The 17,156-nt window shown below is 69.8% G+C and carries 15 protein-coding genes; 11 read left to right on the top strand and 4 right to left on the bottom strand.

Going from position 1 to position 17,156, the window contains the following annotated elements; genetic code table 11:
- Positions 1 to 31 precede the first annotated feature (31 nt).
- Positions 32 to 433: a MarR family transcriptional regulator gene (locus tag AB0L91_RS12905; protein ID WP_355284772.1), complete on the top strand. Its 402-nt coding sequence runs from the start codon at positions 32 to 34 to the stop codon at positions 431 to 433.
- Between the two features lies 1 nt (position 434).
- Here AB0L91_RS12905 and AB0L91_RS12900 read toward each other — a convergent pair whose 3' ends face one another.
- Positions 435 to 1,280, bottom strand: coding sequence for a helix-turn-helix transcriptional regulator (locus AB0L91_RS12900; protein WP_357345821.1), 846 nt, complete (start codon positions 1,278 to 1,280; stop codon positions 435 to 437).
- A gap of 134 nt (positions 1,281 to 1,414) precedes the next feature.
- The gene (locus AB0L91_RS12895; RefSeq protein WP_365009605.1) at positions 1,415 to 2,020 is read right to left on the bottom strand and encodes a DUF4282 domain-containing protein; all 606 of its coding nucleotides are present in this window, start codon (positions 2,018 to 2,020) and stop codon (positions 1,415 to 1,417) included.
- 193 nt (positions 2,021 to 2,213) lie between these two features.
- Here AB0L91_RS12895 and AB0L91_RS12890 point away from each other — a divergent pair, with 193 nt between their 5' ends.
- The 3 genes from AB0L91_RS12890 (at position 2,214) to AB0L91_RS12880 (ending at position 5,791) form a co-directional block, all read left to right on the top strand.
- Positions 2,214 to 2,711, top strand: a complete 498-nt coding sequence (locus AB0L91_RS12890; protein WP_365009603.1) for a hypothetical protein — start codon at positions 2,214 to 2,216, stop codon at positions 2,709 to 2,711.
- A 108-nt stretch (positions 2,712 to 2,819) separates the two neighbouring features.
- Positions 2,820 to 4,991 (top strand): molybdopterin oxidoreductase family protein, encoded by a 2,172-nt coding sequence (locus tag AB0L91_RS12885; RefSeq protein WP_365009601.1) that lies wholly within the window; start codon positions 2,820 to 2,822, stop codon positions 4,989 to 4,991.
- 170 nt (positions 4,992 to 5,161) lie between these two features.
- On the top strand, positions 5,162 to 5,791 hold the full coding sequence (locus AB0L91_RS12880; protein WP_365009598.1) for a pyridoxamine 5'-phosphate oxidase family protein: 630 nt from the start codon (positions 5,162 to 5,164) through the stop codon (positions 5,789 to 5,791).
- On the opposite strand, the gene AB0L91_RS12875 is transcribed toward AB0L91_RS12880, so the two are convergent.
- Positions 5,792 to 6,289: a GtrA family protein gene (locus AB0L91_RS12875; RefSeq protein ID WP_357345813.1), complete on the bottom strand. Its 498-nt coding sequence runs from the start codon at positions 6,287 to 6,289 to the stop codon at positions 5,792 to 5,794.
- Positions 6,290 to 6,304: 15 nt separating this feature from the next.
- On the opposite strand from AB0L91_RS12875, the gene AB0L91_RS12870 reads away from it, so the two are divergent.
- The 3 genes from AB0L91_RS12870 (at position 6,305) to AB0L91_RS12860 (ending at position 10,654) form a co-directional block, all read left to right on the top strand.
- Positions 6,305 to 7,732: an FAD-binding oxidoreductase gene (locus AB0L91_RS12870; protein WP_355284789.1), complete on the top strand. Its 1,428-nt coding sequence runs from the start codon at positions 6,305 to 6,307 to the stop codon at positions 7,730 to 7,732.
- Positions 7,729 to 8,508 carry a decaprenylphospho-beta-D-erythro-pentofuranosid-2-ulose 2-reductase gene (locus AB0L91_RS12865; RefSeq protein WP_357345809.1) on the top strand — a complete coding sequence of 260 codons (780 nt, stop codon included), beginning with the start codon at positions 7,729 to 7,731 and terminating at the stop codon, positions 8,506 to 8,508. Before AB0L91_RS12870 ends, AB0L91_RS12865 begins: the two co-directional genes overlap by 4 nt.
- A gap of 175 nt (positions 8,509 to 8,683) precedes the next feature.
- Positions 8,684 to 10,654, top strand: a complete 1,971-nt coding sequence (locus AB0L91_RS12860) for an arabinofuranosyltransferase (RefSeq protein WP_365011284.1) — start codon at positions 8,684 to 8,686, stop codon at positions 10,652 to 10,654.
- Between the two features lie 84 nt (positions 10,655 to 10,738).
- On the opposite strand, the gene AB0L91_RS12855 is transcribed toward AB0L91_RS12860, so the two are convergent.
- On the bottom strand, positions 10,739 to 11,368 hold the full coding sequence (locus AB0L91_RS12855; RefSeq protein ID WP_365009593.1) for a TIGR03086 family metal-binding protein: 630 nt from the start codon (positions 11,366 to 11,368) through the stop codon (positions 10,739 to 10,741).
- A 94-nt stretch (positions 11,369 to 11,462) separates the two neighbouring features.
- Here AB0L91_RS12855 and AB0L91_RS12850 point away from each other — a divergent pair, with 94 nt between their 5' ends.
- From AB0L91_RS12850 to AB0L91_RS12835, 4 genes are all read left to right on the top strand, one after another.
- Positions 11,463 to 12,416: a WYL domain-containing protein gene (locus AB0L91_RS12850; protein WP_365009591.1), complete on the top strand. Its 954-nt coding sequence runs from the start codon at positions 11,463 to 11,465 to the stop codon at positions 12,414 to 12,416.
- 178 nt (positions 12,417 to 12,594) lie between these two features.
- On the top strand, positions 12,595 to 13,137 hold the full coding sequence (locus AB0L91_RS12845; RefSeq protein WP_365009589.1) for a hypothetical protein: 543 nt from the start codon (positions 12,595 to 12,597) through the stop codon (positions 13,135 to 13,137).
- Between the two features lie 214 nt (positions 13,138 to 13,351).
- On the top strand, positions 13,352 to 13,864 hold the full coding sequence (locus AB0L91_RS12840) for a hypothetical protein (RefSeq protein ID WP_365009587.1): 513 nt from the start codon (positions 13,352 to 13,354) through the stop codon (positions 13,862 to 13,864).
- Between the two features lie 96 nt (positions 13,865 to 13,960).
- Positions 13,961 to 17,149, top strand: coding sequence for an arabinosyltransferase domain-containing protein (locus AB0L91_RS12835; RefSeq protein ID WP_365011282.1), 3,189 nt, complete (start codon positions 13,961 to 13,963; stop codon positions 17,147 to 17,149).
- Positions 17,150 to 17,156 lie beyond the last annotated feature (7 nt).

Genomic DNA, 17,156 nt, shown 5'->3' with positions numbered 1-17,156 from the left:
ATGAAGATGCCGGGACCACTAAGATGGGGCCATGTCGAACCCGGCCACAGCATCAGCTCGGCGCAATGGAGCGCCCACCGAGCTGGTCGGCCAGTGGCGCGAACTGCTCGGACGGCACGCCGCCGTGAGTTGCGCACTGGAGAAGGCGCTTCAGCACGAACACCGCATCGGACTCAGCGAGTTCGAGACCCTCGATCGACTGGTCGACGCGGACTGTCAGAAGTACCGGATGACCGAGCTGGCCGGTGACATCTACCTGAGCCAGAGCGCGCTCTCGCGCGCAGTGGCCAGGCTGGAACGCGACGGCCTGGTCGAGCGCACCATGTGCGCCGAGGACCGCCGCGCCATCTTCGTCCGGCTCACGGAAAAGGGCAGGGCGGTCTACGACCGTGCCCTGCCCACGCACCGTTCGGTGCTCGCCGACTCCTGGTGAGTTACAGCGCGCCGGAAGCCGCCGCGCTGATGTCGGTGAACGCGCCGCGATAGCGGTCGTAGTCGTTCGGCTTGTCCAGGTAGGCCGAGCCGGCGAAGGTCTCCACGAAGACCACCGGCGGCTCCGGCCGGTCCAGCGAACCGTCGATGCCGAAGTCGAGGATCACGAACCGGCCCGACTCCAGCCCCGCGTGATACCCCGTATCGCCGGGGACCACCTGGATTCGGACCGAGTCCAGCTCGGCCAGCTCGCGCAACCACGCGCGCTGGCCCGCGAGCACCCGATCGTCACCGATACGCCTGGTCAGCACCGCTTCGGCGAGTACGACCTGGAGCCGCAGCGGCGCCTGGGCGCGGGTGATCAGCGCCTGCCTGGCCGCGCGGACGCGCAGCCTGCGCTCCAGCTCCTCCTCGGTCAGGCCGGGAACGGTCTGCTCGAGCAGTGCCCTGGTGTAGTCCTCGGTCTGCAGCAGCGCCGGGACCAGGCCGTCCTCGTAGATCGACAGGCCGGTCGCGGCTTCCTCGAGGCCGATGTAGACCTCGAAGCCCTCCGGGATCACATCGCCGTAGCTCGTCCACCAACCCCGTGCCTTGGTTTCGCGTGCCAGCGCGGCCAACGGCTCGACGAGCTCGGCCGGCGCGCCGTAGACCTTGCACATGGCCTCGACGTCGAGGCTGCGCAACGACGTCTGCCCCGTCTCGATCCGCCAGATCTTCGCTTCCGACCACTCGAGTTGCGCCGCCGCGGTCCTGGTCGTCATCCGCGCCTGATTGCGCAGGTCACGTAAGTGCCTGCCCAGCTGCCTGCGCGGCATCGTCGAACCGGTGACGCCCTGTGGTGAAGCCATACTGCCCCCCTGTATCCAAATCCGGTCTCCCCCATCTCTTTCGGAGACCGCCCTACGCAGCCGACAATAGGCGTCGGATCTGCGTACGGATTGTTTCACAATGAATCGGACAACGCGCACCACATACTTCGGGGCTACTTCTTCTTGCGGAACCGCCAGAACTGCACGGCGCGGACGTCCTCGGAGAGCTGGTTCACCGGCTCGGCGACGTCGGAGAGCGCCTGGAACAGTCCGTCGGCCAGGTCGCTGATGTGCTCGACCCGCCCCGCCAGCCGGGCCGCGTTGTCGGCGAACTCGAGCATCAGGCGCACCGAGGCCGCGATCGTCAGCCCCAGCGGGACGGCGACCAGCGCGGCGAGGATGCCCAGCAGCACCGAGGCCTTCCACATCAGCACTGTGAGGGCCACCGGGACGCCGATACCGAAGGAGACGACGCCGAGGATGTAGGCCAGCGGCAGCAAGGTCCTGGTCGCGGGCCTGCGGAACTGGACATCGAGCAGCGAGCGCAGGACTTCGGCGGCCCACTGCTTGGCGGATCCGGTGCTGCGGAACGGGTCGTCGAAGCCCGCGTCGCGAGGCATGTCCGAATCGTCCGGAAATTCGCCGCCGTCCGCGGTCGGCGCCTGCCGCGACCCCGCGCGCTTCACGTCGGTCTCTTTCCAAGAGAGCCACCGCGATTCGGCTTCGAACTCCTCGGGATCCTCGCCGGGAGACGAGGTGGTGCCCGGTGCGTCGGTCATGGTCGAAATCCTGCCCGTTTTCGGGCCGCACGCCAAGCCGGCCCGACCCCCTTCGCCGATAGCGAAGGTGGTCCAACTGAGACGAAGCAGACACTCTCGAATATTTTTCGGCAACAGCGTAACGAGACTGCCACCCGCGGCCGATACGCCCCATGAACGCAGGAACAGAGCTCTTCGGGGAATGGAGAACACAGTGCGCACGACGTTTCCGACCACCACCACGGGCACCGAGAAGGGTGCCGCCGCGCAGGAGTACGCCGCGCGGGGCTGGACGGTTGCCGAAACGGCCAACGGCCTGTGCTTGATCACCGACGATGACATCTCGGCCATCGAGGTCACCGGTGAGATGGCGGGCGAGGTCCGCCGCTTCCTGCGCGCCAACAACCTGTCCGGCCCCGTGATCGAGATCCCGGGCCAGGAGCGTCGCGAGATCCACCTGGTCACCGGCATCCGCAAGGCCGCCATGGCGATCGAGGCCATGCGCGAGGCCGGTGTCGTCGTGCACACCGACGGTGCCAGCATCCCGCTGCCCCCGACCCAGCTCGCCGCCGGCTCCGCCGCCTGGGGTGTCGCCCCGTCCGAGGCCCGCTGGGTCCCGCCGGTCGTCGCCCTCGGTGCCGCCGTGCGCGCCGCCGCGACCCGCAAGCGCGCCACGCTGACCACCACGCCCGCGCTGACCCTGGCCAGCTGAGGCAGCACAGCACCGCAGACCCGCTACCGCGACGCCTCCCCGACGTCGCGGTAGCGGGTTTTCGGCGTTTCCGGACCCGGGCGCACCGGACGGCGTAAGGATGGAGTCATGGCTCCGCGAACGCTGCTGCGCACCTGTCCGCTGTGTGAGGCCGTCTGCGGCCTGACCATCACCCTCGACGAGGCCGACCGGGTGCTCTCGGTCCGCGGCGACCGCGACGACCCGTTCAGCAAGGGCTTCCTCTGCCCGAAGGGCGCCAGCTTCGGCAAGCTCGACGACGACCCCGACCTGGTCACCACCCCGCTCATCCGCGACGGCGACACGTTCCGCCCCGCGAGCTGGGACGAGGCCTTCGACCTGATCGCGACCGGGTTCGCCGCGGTGAACGCCGCGCACGGCAGCGGCGCGACCGGGATCTACCTGGGCAATCCCAACGCGCACACCGTCGCGGGGGCGCTGTATCTGCCCGCGCTGATCCGCGCGCTGAGCACCCGCCACATCTACACCGCCAGCACCGCCGATCAGATGCCCAAGCAGGTCGCGGCCGGCCTCATGTTCGGCGACCCGCTGACGGTGCCGGTCCCCGACCTGGACCGCACCGACTTCCTGCTGATGCTCGGCGCGAACCCGCTCGAATCCAACGGCTCGCTGTGCACCGCGCCGGACTTCCCCGGGCGGTTGAAGGCGCTGCGGGCGCGCGGCGGCAAGCTGGTCGTCGTCGACCCGAGGGCGACCAGGACCGCCGACCTCGCCGACGAACACCTGTTCATCCGGCCCGGCGCCGACGCGTACCTGCTCTTCGCGGTGATCCACACGCTGTTCGCCGAGAACCTCGTCGACCTGCGGATCGAGGTCGACGGCCTCGACGAACTGCGCGCCGCGGCCGCGGAGTTCGGCCCGGACGCGGTGGTCGAGCGCACCGGCATCCCCGCCGATGCCATCCGCGCGCTGGCCCGCGACCTCGCCGCGGCACCGACGGCGGCCGTCTACGCCAGGATCGGCACCTGCACCGCCGAGTTCGGCACCCTCACCCAGTGGCTGGTCGACGCGCTCAACGCGCTGACCGGCAACCTCGACGCCCCCGGTGGCGCCATGTTCGCCACCGCCGCCGCGGGCGGCATCGCGCGCAGCAAGCCGTTCCGTCCCGGCCGCTGGACCAGCCGGGTGCGCGGGCTGCCCGAGACGATGGGCGAACTGCCCGTCGCCACCCTCGCCGACGAGATCGAAACACCGGGTCGGGGACAGATCAGGGCCCTGGTCACGGTCGCGGGCAACCCGGTGCTGTCCGCCCCGAGCGGCGCCCGGCTGGACCGGGGACTGGCCGGGCTCGACTTCATGGTCAGCGTGGACCGGTACGTGAACGAGACGACCCGGCACGCGACGGTGATCCTGCCGCCGCCGCGCTCGGTGCAGTCGCCGCACTACGACTTCGCGCTGCTGCAGTTCGCGGTGCGCAACTACGCGCGCTACTCGCCGCCGCTGGTCCCGCTCGACGGGCGCCCCTCCGAATCGGCGGTCATCGCCCGGCTGGCCGCCGCCGTCAGCGGGCAGCCGCACGACGGCACCGGCGCGGCGAGCCCGATCGCCGTCGTCGACGAACTCGTCATCGCGGGCATGCTGCACAAGGCGGGGATGAGCGACCGGCGCGACGAACTGGAGGGCGTCGACACCACCGAACAGCGCATCGACCTGATGCTCAAGCTCGGCCCCTACGGCGCCTGGAACGGCGGCGAGCTGAGCCTGCGCACCCTGCTCGACAACCCGCACGGCCTCGACCTCGGCCCGCTGCGGCCGCGCCTGCCCGGTGTCCTGCGCACGGCGTCCGGCCGCGTCGACCTGGCGCCGCGACAGCTGCTCGACGATGTGCCGCGGCTGCGGGCCGGGCTGACGGCGCGCGCGCCGGAGATGGTGCTGATCGGGCGCAGGCAGCTGCGCTCCAACAACAGCTGGATGCACAACATCGCCGGCCTGGTCGGCGGATCGAACCGCTGCACCCTGCAGATCCACCCCGACGACGCGACCAGGCTCGGCCTCGGCGAGCAGGCCGCGATCAGCTCGGCGGCGGGCACGCTGACCGTCCAGGTCGAGCAGACGCCGACGATCATGCCCGGCGTCGTGAGTTTGCCGCACGGCTGGGGACACGGCGCGAGCACCACCCAATCGGTGGCCAGCGCGCACGCGGGCGTGAACGCCAATGTGCTGACCGATGATTCGGTGGTCGACGTGATCTCCGGCACCGCGGTGTTCAACGGGGTGCCGGTGCGGGTAGAACCGGTCTGATCGGTCTACCTCGGGAAACCCTTGCGCAAACAGGACTTTCGTACCATTCGCAACAATGGACTCGCCCCACGGCTTGTGATAGTCCCCTACACTGGGTGAGATTGCGGTCACAAGCGGGGGTTTCAGCGCGAAACCCGCATCACCCGGTTCGGCTAGCAGAGGGGGCCCCGATGCCCGAGAAACACGTCGGCAGCGACGGAGAGCACGAGCTTCAGGACACGTTGGGCACGACCGAAAGGGCCGAACGCTTCTACGACGACCAGGTGATCGACTACCTGAACCCGTCGATGGTCGAATTCGTCGCGCGGATGGACATGGCCTTCATCTCCACCGCCGACGCGCACGGCGAATGCGACGCCAGTTTCCGGGCGGGAACACCGGGGTTCCTGCACGTGATCGACGAACGCACGATTGCGTACCCCGAGTATCGAGGTAACGGAGTAATGGCCAGCCTCGGCAACATCCTCGAGAACCCGCACGTCGGGATCTTGATGATCGACTTCGTGCGCGACCTGATCGGGCTGCACATCAATGGCAAGGCCCGCATGGTTGCCGACAGTGAGCTACGCGAGTCCGTCGGCGATCTGCCCGCACCGGAGCGGGGCAGGGCGTCGCAGGTGTGGGTCGTCGTCGATGTGGAAGAGGCCTACATCCACTGCCGCAAGCACATTCCGCAGATGGTGCCCGTCGCGCGGGACCGGCGCGAGTGGGGCACCGACAACGTCAGGGCCAAGGGCGGCGACTACTTCGGCGTCAAGGCGGGCAAGCAGCCAGCGCCCGCCGCCGCCAAGGCCAGCTGACTACTTGATCTTGAAGATCACCGCGCGCTGCACGACGAAGTTGATGACGGTGGCGGTGCCCTGCGCGACGACGAACGCCAGCGGCTGCCGCCACCACTCGCCGGGCAGCGCGAAGTACAGCGCCGCGTTGATGCCGACCTGCACGGCGAAGGTCACCGCGTAGAGCACGACGACCGCGATGAAGCGCGCCCTGCTCGGCTCGGCCTTGAACGTCCAGCGCCGGTTGATCAGGTACGCGGTGGTGGTTCCGCAGACGAAGCTGACCGCCTTGGCCAGGCTCACCGGCAGGCCGAGCAGGTTCAGCAGCAGGCTGTAGATGCCGTAGTCGACGATCGCCGAGAGGCCGCCGGTCAGCGTGAACCGCACGATCTGCGTCTTCAGGTCTACGTCGGTTCCACCAGGCTCGTCGACCAGCGGAATCTCGGCGGGAAGCGGCAGATGCGGTTGGGCTTGCACGTGAGGAAGACTACGAGACCGGCCGCGTGTCCCGCCATGCATGTAGCCTCTTAGCCGATGTCCGAGAACATTCCGACCGCCACCGGCGAGGCGTTTGCGCTGCCTACGCGCACTCGCAAGCTCACCGGATGGGGTCGCACCGCACCCACCTCCGCCGAAGTGCTCTCGACCAGCGATCCCGAGTTGATCGTCAAGGCCGTGAGCATGGTCGCCGAGGACAACGACTCCAAGCCGGCGCACCTGCGACGCGGCGTGATCGCGCGTGGCCTCGGCCGCTCCTACGGGGACAACTCGCAGAACGCGGGCGGCCTCGTGATCGACATGCCCGCGCTGAACAAGATCCACCGCATCGACGCCGCGACCCGTCTGGTCGACGTCGACGGCGGTGTCGATCTCGATCAGCTGATGAAGGCGGCGCTGCCGTTCGGCCTCTGGGTGCCCGTCCTACCCGGTACCAGGCAGGTCACCATCGGTGGCGCGATCGGTTCCGATATCCACGGCAAGAACCATCACAGCGCGGGCAGCTTCGGCAACCATGTGCGCTCGATGGATCTGCTGACCGCCGACGGCGTGGTCCGCACGATCACCGCCGAGTCCGACCCCGAGCTGTTCTGGGCGACCATCGGCGGCTGCGGCCTGACCGGCATCATCCTGCGCGCGACCATCGAGATGACGCCGACCGAGACGGCGTACTTCATCGCCGACGGCGACGTCACCGCCACCCTCGACGAGACCATCGCCTTCCACAGCGACGGCTCCGAGGGCGACTACGAGTACAGCTCGGCCTGGTTCGACGCCATCAGCCCGCTGCCCAAGCTGGGCCGCGCCGCCATCTCGCGCGGCAACCTGGCCAAGCTCGACCAGCTGCCGAAGAAGCTGCAGAAGGACCCGCTGCGGTTCAACGGCAAGACCTTCTTCACGCTGCCGGACGTGTTCCCCAACGGCCTGGCCAACAAGTACACCTTCGGCCCGATCGGCGAGGTCTGGTACCGCAAGTCGGGCACCTACCGGGGCAAGGTCCAGAATCTGACGCAGTTCTACCACCCGCTCGACATGCTGGGTGAGTGGAACCGCGGCTACGGCTCCAACGGCTTCCTGCAGTACCAGTTCGTGGTGCCGCCGGAGTCGGTCGAGGAGTTCAAGCGGATCATCATCGACATCCAGGGCTCCGGCTTCTATTCCTTCCTCAATGTGTTCAAGCTGTTCGGTCCGGGTAACCAGGCGCCGTTGAGCTTCCCCATGGAGGGCTGGAACATCTGCGTCGACTTCCCGATCTCGCGCGGGCTCAACGAGTTCGTCAGCGATCTGGACCGGCGGGTGCTCGAGTTCGGCGGGCGGCTCTACACCGCCAAGGACTCGCGGACCAGCGCCGAGTCGTTCCACAAGATGTACCCGCGGATCGACGAGTGGATCAAGGTCCGCCGCAGCGTCGACCCGACCGGCGTGTTCATGTCCGATATGGCCAGGAGGCTGGAGCTCCAGTGATCAACGCAGTTGGCAACCCGCAGACCATTCTGCTGTTCGGCGGCACCTCCGAGATCGGTCTCGCGATCTGCGCCGAGTACCTGCGCAAGAGCCCGGCCCGGGTCGTGCTGGCCAACCTGCCCGGCGATCCGCTGCTCGAGGGCGCGGTCGCCACGCTGAAGGCGGCGGGCGCGACCCAGGTCGACGTCATCGACTTCGACGCGCTCGACACCGAGTCGCACCCGAAGGTCGTCGACCAGGCGTTCGCCGCGGGTGACGTCGACGTCGCGATCGTGGCGTTCGGTGTGCTCGGCGACGCCGAGGAGCTGTGGCAGAACCAGCGCAAGGCGGTCATGACCGTCGGCATCAACTACACCGCCGGTGTCTCGGTGGGCGTGCTGGTCGGCGACAAGTTCAAGGCGCAGGGCCACGGCCGGTTCATCGTGATGTCCTCGGTGGCCGGTGAGCGCGTGCGTCGCTCGAACTTCGTCTACGGCTCCACCAAGGCCGGCCTGGACGGCTTCTACCTCGGCCTCGGCGAGGCGCTGCGGCCGCACGGTCCGCGCGTCACCGTGGTGCGGCCGATGCAGGTGCGCACCTCGGCGACGAAGGCGCACTGGGAGGCCACCGGCTCCAAGGAAGCCCCGCTCACCGTCGATCCCGAGGACGTGGCCCGGCTCGCCGTCGCCGCCTCCGAGAAGGGCACCGAGATCGTCTGGGCGCCCGGCGAGGCCCGCTTCCTGATGTCGGCGCTGCGCCACGTGCCGCGCCCGATCTTCCGCAAGCTGCCGATCTGATCGACCGCTTGTCGCGTACTGCCGCATCGTCCTGTGACGGTGCGGCAGTTCGTGTTTCCGCAGGCGGGAACCCGTGCGGAGCGACCGGACGCTTCGGCCTCCGCCGGTCGGCACCGGCTCCACTAGGCTGACCCGGACCGTGAGAGCCGACACCGAGCCGGAGGGCAGCGCGCCGATGACGACCAACGACGAGGTGCGGCCGCTGCGCAGGATCGGGGCGGGGGTCGGCGAGGCCGCCGGGGCCGCCGCGGTGGCGCTGGCGGTCGCCGTGGTCGGGCTCTACGCGTTCTCGGCGGTGCAGTGGCCCGCCTTCAACTCCTCGAACGTGACCAAGGCGCTGACCACCGTCGGCCAGTTCGCCGCCCTCGCGCTGCTGGTCGTCGCGGTGCTGCTGATCCGGCTGCGCAAGTGGCCGGTGGTGGCGAAACTGGCGTCCTGGATCGGCATTTCGGGCTTCGTCACCGTTACGCTCGGCATGCCGCTGGCCGCGACGAAGCTGTATCTGTTCGGTGTCTCGGTGGATCAGGAGTTCCGCACCGAGTACCTCACCAGGCTCACCGACAGCGCCGCGCTGCGGGACATGACCTATGTGGACATCCCGCCGTTCTATCCGGCCGGCTGGTTCTGGCTCGGCGGCCGGGTGGGCAATGTGCTCGGCATGGACGGCTGGGAAGTGTTCAAGCCGTACGCGATCGGGCTGCTCGCGATCGCCGCGGCGGTGGCCCTGGTGCTGTGGACCCAGTTGGTGCGCGCCGATCTCGCGGTGGGTGCCGCGGCGGCCGTGACCGCGATGACGCTGGCCTACGCCTCGCCCGAGGCGTACGGGGCGGTGCTGGTGGTGTTCATTCCGCCGGTGCTGGTGCTGGCCTGGGGTGCGCTGCACCGGTCGTCGGGTGGCTGGGGCGCGGTACTCGGCACCGGGCTGTTCCTCGGGGTGGCCGCCTGTTTCTACACGCTGTACCTGGCGATCGCGGCGTTCACCGTGGTGTTGATGGCCGTGGTGGCGGCGGGTGTCGCGGTGTACACCCGGCGCGAAGACCTGCGTCCCCGGGTCGGCGGTCCGCGCGCGGTCGGCGGCCCGGCGCCGTGGCGGGCGGCGATCGCGCCGCTGACCAAGCTGGTCGCCATCGGCGCGATCGCCGGGGTGCTCGCACTGGTGGTGTGGGCGCCCTACCTGCTGAAGATGCTGTCGGGAGCGAAACTGCCGTCCGGCAACGCCTTCCACTATCTGCCCCAGTCGGGCGCCGAGCTGGCCTTCCCCATGCTGGAGTTCTCGCTGCGGGGTGCGCTGTGCCTGCTCGGGACGCTGTGGCTGGTGCTGCGGGCCGGTTCGTCGCGGCGGGCGCAGGCACTGGGGCTCGGCGTGCTGGCGATCTACCTGTGGACGCTGCTGTCGATGGCGGCGACCGCGGCGGGGACGACGCTGCTGTCGTTCCGGCTGGAGCCGGTGCTGCTCGCGGTGCTCGCCGCGGCGGGCGTCTTCGGGTTCGTCGAGCTCGCCGGGGTGATCTACCGGGGGCTGCACGAGCAGGCGCCGGTGCGGGTCGCGGCCGGTGTACTCGCCGTGCTGGGCGCGCTGGCCTTCGCGCAGCACATCCCGACCGTGCTCACCCACGAGATCGACACCGCCTACACCGATACCGTGCCCACCGAGACACCCAACGCCGAGGGCACTTTCGGCGAGCGGGCCGACAAGCGCAAGCCCTCGGCCGTGGCCTATTACCACGCGGTGGACGAAGCCCTGCTGGCCCAGACCGGCCGTCCCAGGGACGAATCCGTCGTCCTCACCGCCGACACCAGCTTCCTCGCCTTCTACCCCTACTTCGGCTTCCAGGCCCTCACCTCGCACTACGCGAACCCGCTGTCGGACTTCAAGGCCCGCGCCGCCACCATCGCCGCCTGGAGCAAACTCGACTCGTCCCCCGCCCTCCTCGACGCCATGGCCACCGCCCCCTGGCGCGCCCCCGACGCCTTCCTCTTCCGCCGCGACGGCGACACCTACACCCTGCGCCTCGCCGAAGACGTCTACCCCAACGACCCGAACGTCAAGCGCTACACGGTCGCCTTCCCGAAGACCCTCTTCACCGACCCTGCCTTCACCACCACCGACATCGGCCCCTTCACCCTGATCACCGTCCGCCGCTGAGGCCCGCGACCCACCGTGCGCCGCTGAGGCCCACGACCCGCCGTGCGTCTCGGCGACCCTGGATCGACTCGACGCGCCCCGGGCTCAACCAGCGGTGCGGCCGAGGTAGTGGAGGAGGTCGTCGATCGGGCCGGTCGATGTGGTGACGACGACCGGGGCGTAGGCGCCCCACTGGCGCAGGGGTTCGACGATCTCGGCGTCGGTGCCGCTGCCGGGGGCCGGGTGGAAAGTGCGGGCCGCGGTCAGCAGGTGGGTGGCCAGGTCGGCGGTGAGGGGGGACGGCTGGCCGGTGGCGACGGCGATGTCCCAGGCGTGGACGGCGGCGTCGAGCGCGGCCAGCGTGGCGGCGACCGGGGTGGGCAGATCGCCGTGCGGGAGCGGGGTGGGGACGGTCGCGGTGTCGTCGGCGACGGTGGACCAGGCGGCGGCGGTCTGCTCGACGGCGGCGTCGACCAGGGCGGCGGCGGACCCGTCGATGGTCCCGGACGGGTCGAAGGGGTTGTCGCTCGGGCCGGGGCCTACGCCCAGCGCGGCGGCGTAGGCGAGCTGGTCGCCCGCCGCGTGCTGGACGACCTGGGTGACGGTCCATTCCGAGCACGGCGTCGGCAGGTCCCACTGGTCCGCGCCGACGCCGGCGACGACATCGCGCAGGGCCGCGTAGGAGGTGGCGACCACGTCGCGCCAGACGGTCTCGAGAGCTGCGGTGCTGTTCATGATGGAGCCTTCCTTCTCGGTGATGACTCCAGCCTAGAAAACCATTAGGCTCGTTTCTTTCCTAATTTCCGCACGACTTTCGACGAGGTGGGACATGGCCGCGACGACACCCCGCGTCCTGCGGCTGCTCGCCCTGCTCCAGGACCGCTCCTACACCGGACGCGAGCTCGCCGACCGCCTCGAGATCACCGAACGCACTGTCCGCAACGACATCTCGCGACTGCGCGAACTCGGCTACCCGGTGCACGCCGATCGCGGCGCGATCGGCGGCTACCGGCTCGGCCGCGGCGCCACCATGCCGCCGCTGCTGCTCGACGACGACGAGGCGGTGGCCGTCGCGCTGTCCATCGCCGTGGCCGCCGACGGCGCGCTCGCCGTCTCCGACCTGGGCGACCAGCTCACCAGAGCGCTGCGCAAGATCGAGCAGATCCTGCCGAAACGATTGCAGCGCAAGGTCTCCGCACTGCACGACGCCACCGAGATCGGCCCGGCCACCACCGGCTCGCGCGAACCCGACGCTCCGGTCGCCGCGGGCATCCTCACCACCCTGGCCGACGCGGTCCGGCGCACCACCGCGGTCACCGTCGACGACGGCGTCGAACTGGAGCCCTACCGGCTGATCAACTGGCAGCGCCGCTGGTACCTGGTCGCCTACAGCATGCGCGGCCACGCCTGGGAGGCGATTCCGGCCGCGCGGATCACCACCGCCACCGCGGGCAGCCGGGTGTTCGCCCCGCGCAGGCTGCCCGACGACGACCTGGTCGCCTTCGTCATGCGCCACATCGCGACCACCGGCTGGCGGGTGCACGCCCGGGTCACGGTGCTCGCGCCCGCCGAGACCGTCATCGCCCGGATCAACCCGGCCGTCGGGGTGGTGGAACCGGTCGACGCGCACACCTGCCTGCTGCACACCGGCGCCGACGCGATGGAGACGATCGCGATCTACCTGAGCATGCTGATGATGGATTTCCGCGTCGACGGCCCGCCCGAACTGGTGGCCCACCTGCGCACCCTGGCGCGCCGCTACACCGAGTCCACACCGCCGTGACCGGCCCGGCGGATCGTGTCCGTTCCGTGCCGCATCCCCCTGTCGAGGCCGCTCGACAGCACTACACTGACGGGTGCGGCACGGTCGCCGCCGGTGGGCGAGCACCACGGCGGATGGCGTTGGAATCTTCGATCCTGCACGTCACGGGTCTCGGCGACCCGCTACCGGAGGAGGACTTATGTCCGATCCGTTGCACACGAGGGTGTGCCTCACCGGCCTGAACTGCTCCTGCCCGAGCATCAGCGTCTTCGTGGTGCCCGAGCCGCTGGTCCGCGGCGGGCAGGTGCTGCACCTGCTCGAACAGGCGCCGGTCGCGGGGCGAAGACCGGAACCGAAACCCGACCCCGAACTGATCGAGCTGATCGAAGCCGTCCGCACGCCGCTGAGCACCCGCGGGCTCGCCCATCTCGAACGCGTCGCCTTCGCGGGCCCGCGGCACGATCCGCCGACCGCGCGCACCGTCCTGCACGACCATCTGATCGAGGAACCGGAGCCGTGGGGCCTGGACGTGGACGATCCGGCCGAGCTGGTCCGGCTGGAGATGCTGCCCGAGCACCGCATCGGCCCGCGCCGCATCGACGACTTCCAGGCGCATTCGGTGCGCCAGACGATGGCTGCGGTCTACCAGTACTTCGGGATCGATCAGCGCATACCGCTCGTCTATCACGGATTCGCGGACCCTCTCGACGGCTGGTTCGCGCTGCGCGCCGCGGCGGCCTGAACGCCCTGGTCAGGAGCACACAACCAACTGTTGTGTTGATCGACACCCGGTAGCTACTGGTATGCGGGAGCGCGATAGACCACAATATGTCCGGTCAGTGTCAACAAACCGCACGGTTCGTGTCGCGGTGCGGGTACGCTGCGAAATGTTGGATGTTCGGCCGACCGAAATCAGTTTTGGTAGTGCTGATCGGTACGGATGCAGAGGTATAGCTATGACGCTCAGCAGACCCGAGCGAATCGATCTCCTGCTCACCCGCCCGCACCGTCAGGAACCTGAACCGGCGCCGCGGGAAGAGCTGGCCACGCTCGGCGCGATCGAGCAGACGGTCGTCGACGCCGCAATCGCGATGCTCGCGCCGGGCCAGAAGTTCGCGCTGCTGTGGTCACTACAGGTCGGCGAGCAGGCCGTGGCCGGCGTGCAGGTCAAGGAGCGCGACGGATCGGTCACCAACATGGTGCCGCCCGCCGAGGTGCTCGAGTACCTGATCGATCACAAGCGGATGTCCTACGACCCGAGCGTCGGCACCTGGATCAGCGCCGAGATCTTCATCGCCGGGCCCACCCGATACAAGGCCACCTTCGCCACCGGCACCGTCGCGGACTGGATGCCCGAGGTCTCCGAGGACGACCTGCGCGCCGAGTTCGACGCCTTCCCGCGCCCCGCCGGTGAGATCCCCGATTGGGCCCGCACACAGCTCGATTGGAGCGACCGCCGGACGGGGTAGGACCCCCGTTGTGCCGCGGCGCCGAGTCGCGCACAGGTTCGATGGCTAGCATCAACCCCCGTGCTGCGATCCGAACGAGCGTTCACCCGATACCGCATGGTCGCCCTCGTCTGTGGGCTCCTCGGTTTCGTGCTTGCCCTGCTGACGCCACTGCTGCCGGTGCGCCAGGACCGCGCGAGCCTGGATTGGCCACAGCCGGGCGCGACCAGCGTCGAGGCACCGCTCGTGTCATATGTGCCGCAGCAGCTCGACGCGCAACTGCCGTGCGCCATGCTGCGCGATCTCCCCGAGACCGGGACCACCACGCTGGTCGGCACCATCCCGGCGGCCTCCGGCCAGACCTCGCGGGGCCTCACCGTCGCCGTGCGTGACGGCGTGCTCGGTGTGCAGGCGCGCGATGTGCCGATGCTCTCGGCACCGGTCGCCGAGATCGCGAACTGCGACCGGATCACCATCACCTCCACCATCGCGGCCACCACGGTCGAGTTCACCGGGGTGACGCGCCAGGACGGCAGCCCGTTCCGCAACACCGTCACCGTCGACAAGCGGCCCCAGATCGTCGGCGTCTTCACCGATCTCGACGCCGCCGCGCTCACCGGCGCCCGCCTGCACGCCGACATCGATTCCCGCTTCACCTCGACGCCGACCACGCTGAAGCTGGTGACGATGATCGCCGCCGCGGTCTTCACCGTGCTCGCGCTGATCGCGCTGCACCTGCTCGACACCGCCGACGGGCGCCGCGCGCGCCGGTTCCTGCCGCGGCACTGGTGGCGGATCACGCCGACCGACGTCGTCGTGGTGGTGACGCTGCTCGGCTGGCATGTCATCGGCGCCAACACCTCCGACGACGGCTACATCCTGAACATGGCTCGCGCCTCCGGCCCGTCGGGCTACATGGCCAACTACTACCGCTGGTTCGGCGTCCCCGAGGCACCGTTCGGCTGGTCCTACGAGCTGCTGGCCTGGATGACCAAGATCTCCGACGCCAGCCCCTGGATGCGGCTGCCCGCCCTCGCCGCCGGCCTCGTGTGCTGGGCGGTGATCAGCCGGGAAGTGCTGCCCCGCTTGGGCGCCCGGGTGCGCCGCGACAAGGTGGCGCTGTGGACGGCCGGGCTGGTGTTCCTGGCGTTCTGGCTGCCCTACGACAACGGCCTGCGCCCCGAGCCGTTGATCGCGGCGGGCGCGCTGCTCACCTGGTGCCTGATCGAGCGCGCCATCGCCACCGCCCGGCTGCTGCCCGCGGCGCTGGCTATCCTGGTCGCCGCCTTCTCGCTGGCCGCCGGTCCGACCGGATTGATCTGCATCGCCGCGCTGATCGCGGGGACCAGGCCGGTCATGCAGGTCATCATCAAGCGCGCCAAGGGCACCAAGTTCTTCGGCTACGCCGCGCTGCTCGCGCCCGGCCTGGCGGCGGGCACCCTGGTCCTCATCGTGGTCTTCGCCGACCAGACCATGGCCACCGTCATGGAGGCCACCCGGGTCCGCACCCTGGTCGGCCCCAATGTCGCCTGGTTCGACGAGCGCACCCGCTGGGACTCGCTGTTCATGCTCTCCCCCGACGGCTCGCTGGCACGGCGGTTCGGCGTGCTGGTGATGCTGCTGTGCCTGCTCGTGTGCGTCCTGCAGGTGCTGCGCAAGGGCCGCATCCCCGGCACCTCGCGCGGGCCGTCGGTGCGCATCCTCGGCATCGTCTTCGGCGCGCTGCTGCTGATGATGTGGACGCCGACCAAGTGGACCCACCACTTCGGCGTGTACGCCGGGCTGGCCGGGTCGCTGGCCGCGCTGGCCGCGGTCGCGGTGGGCGCCAACGGCATCCGCGCGCCACGCAACCGCGCGCTGTTCACCGCAGCGGTGCTGTTCCTGCTCGCGATGACGTTCACCGGGTCCAACGGGTGGTGGTACGTGTCCAGCTACGGCGTGCCGTTCTGGGACAAGGCGCCGCTGGTGGCCGGCAAGGGCATCTCGACGCTGTTCCTCGGGCTGGCCGTGCTGGCGCTGCTGGTCGCGCTGTACTTCCACCTGCGCGATCCGTACCGCACGCCGTCGGCGCCGAACCGGTTCGACCGCTTCGCCACCATGCCGCTGACCATCGCGGCCGCGCTGCTGGTGCTGTTCGAGGTGGCCTCGATGGCCAAGGGCGCGATCACCCAGTACCCCGCGTTCTCGATCGCCAAGTCGAACATCGAGTCGCTGACCGGTGACACCTGCGGGCTCGCCAACGACGTGCTGGTGGAGACGAACACCGCCGATTCGCTGCTCACCCCCTACACCGGCGCCCCCGCCGACGGACTGAGCGCCGAATCCACCGGCTTCACCCCCAACGGCGTCGCCGCCGACCTCACCGCCGACGCCGACGAGACCGTGGTCGGTGGGGCCAACTCGGTCGACAAGGACTCCGCGAACAAGACCACCAACACCACCGGCGCAGGCACCGGCGGCGGGACGAGCACCGAATCCGGCATCAACGGCAGCACCGTCGCCCTGCCGTTCGGCCTCGATCCCGCGCGCACGCCCGTCCTGGGCTCCTACCAGGACGGTGTGCAGCAGCAGGCCAAGCTGACCTCGCAGTGGTACCGCCTCGATCTCGACGCCGTCCGCGACGACCCGGCCTACCAGGCGCTCATCGTCACCGCGGCCGGGCGCATCCGCTACGTCGACACCGACGGCGTCGTGCACTACGGCCAGGACCTGCGCCTGGAATACGGCACGCACGCCGCCGACGGCACCGTCGACGTAACCGGCTCGGTCGCGCCGATGGACATCGGCCCCGCGCCGTCCTGGCGCAACCTGCGCGTGCCGCTGGATCAGCTGCCCGCGGGCGTGAACGCGGTGCGCCTGGTCGCCGCCGACAACGACATCACCCAGAAGCAGTGGCTGGCCGTGACGCCGCCGCGGCTGCCGAAGCTGGCCACGCTGCAGTCGGTCGTCGGCGAGACCGACCCGGTGCTGCTGGACTGGCACGTCGGCCTGGCCTTCCCCTGCCAGCGCCCGTTCGACCACCACGACGGCGTCGCCGAGGCGCCGCAGTGGCGGATCCTGCCCGACCGGGTCGGCTCCGACGCGTCCAACGCCTGGCAGGACGACATCGGCGGCGGCCCGCTCGGGTGGACAGGATTGCTGCTGAAGGCAGAGACTGTCCCCACCTATCTCGATCACGACCTCGGCCGGGACTGGGGCGCACTGGAGCGCTTCACCCCCTACCAGCCCGCGCCGCCCGCCGATATCACGGTGACGGTCGTGAACCAGTCGGGGCGGGCGAAGGAGCCGGCGATCCGGGCGCAGTAGGGCCGGC

Origin of the sequence: Nocardia sp. NPDC051833 (assembly GCF_040681225.1) — a bacterium.
Lineage (GTDB): Bacteria > Actinomycetota > Actinomycetes > Mycobacteriales > Mycobacteriaceae > Nocardia.
This window is presented reverse-complemented; position numbering and strand designations above follow the sequence as displayed.

Bases quoted from the DNA above. Each gene is read 5' to 3' on its own strand.
- AB0L91_RS12905 (WP_355284772.1), top strand. From the start codon at position 32: ATGTCGAACCCGGCCACAGCATCAGCTCGGCGCAATGGAGCGCCCACC.
- AB0L91_RS12900 (WP_357345821.1), bottom strand. From the start codon at position 1,280: ATGGCTTCACCACAGGGCGTCACCGGTTCGACGATGCCGCGCAGGCAG.
- AB0L91_RS12895 (WP_365009605.1), bottom strand. From the start codon at position 2,020: ATGACCGACGCACCGGGCACCACCTCGTCTCCCGGCGAGGATCCCGAG.
- AB0L91_RS12885 (WP_365009601.1), top strand. From the start codon at position 2,820: ATGGCTCCGCGAACGCTGCTGCGCACCTGTCCGCTGTGTGAGGCCGTC.
- AB0L91_RS12880 (WP_365009598.1), top strand. From the start codon at position 5,162: ATGCCCGAGAAACACGTCGGCAGCGACGGAGAGCACGAGCTTCAGGAC.
- AB0L91_RS12875 (WP_357345813.1), bottom strand. From the start codon at position 6,289: ATGCATGGCGGGACACGCGGCCGGTCTCGTAGTCTTCCTCACGTGCAA.
- AB0L91_RS12870 (WP_355284789.1), top strand. From the start codon at position 6,305: ATGTCCGAGAACATTCCGACCGCCACCGGCGAGGCGTTTGCGCTGCCT.
- AB0L91_RS12860 (WP_365011284.1), top strand. From the start codon at position 8,684: ATGACGACCAACGACGAGGTGCGGCCGCTGCGCAGGATCGGGGCGGGG.
- AB0L91_RS12855 (WP_365009593.1), bottom strand. From the start codon at position 11,368: ATGAACAGCACCGCAGCTCTCGAGACCGTCTGGCGCGACGTGGTCGCC.
- AB0L91_RS12850 (WP_365009591.1), top strand. From the start codon at position 11,463: ATGGCCGCGACGACACCCCGCGTCCTGCGGCTGCTCGCCCTGCTCCAG.
- AB0L91_RS12845 (WP_365009589.1), top strand. From the start codon at position 12,595: ATGTCCGATCCGTTGCACACGAGGGTGTGCCTCACCGGCCTGAACTGC.
- AB0L91_RS12840 (WP_365009587.1), top strand. From the start codon at position 13,352: ATGACGCTCAGCAGACCCGAGCGAATCGATCTCCTGCTCACCCGCCCG.
- AB0L91_RS12835 (WP_365011282.1), top strand. From the start codon at position 13,961: ATGGTCGCCCTCGTCTGTGGGCTCCTCGGTTTCGTGCTTGCCCTGCTG.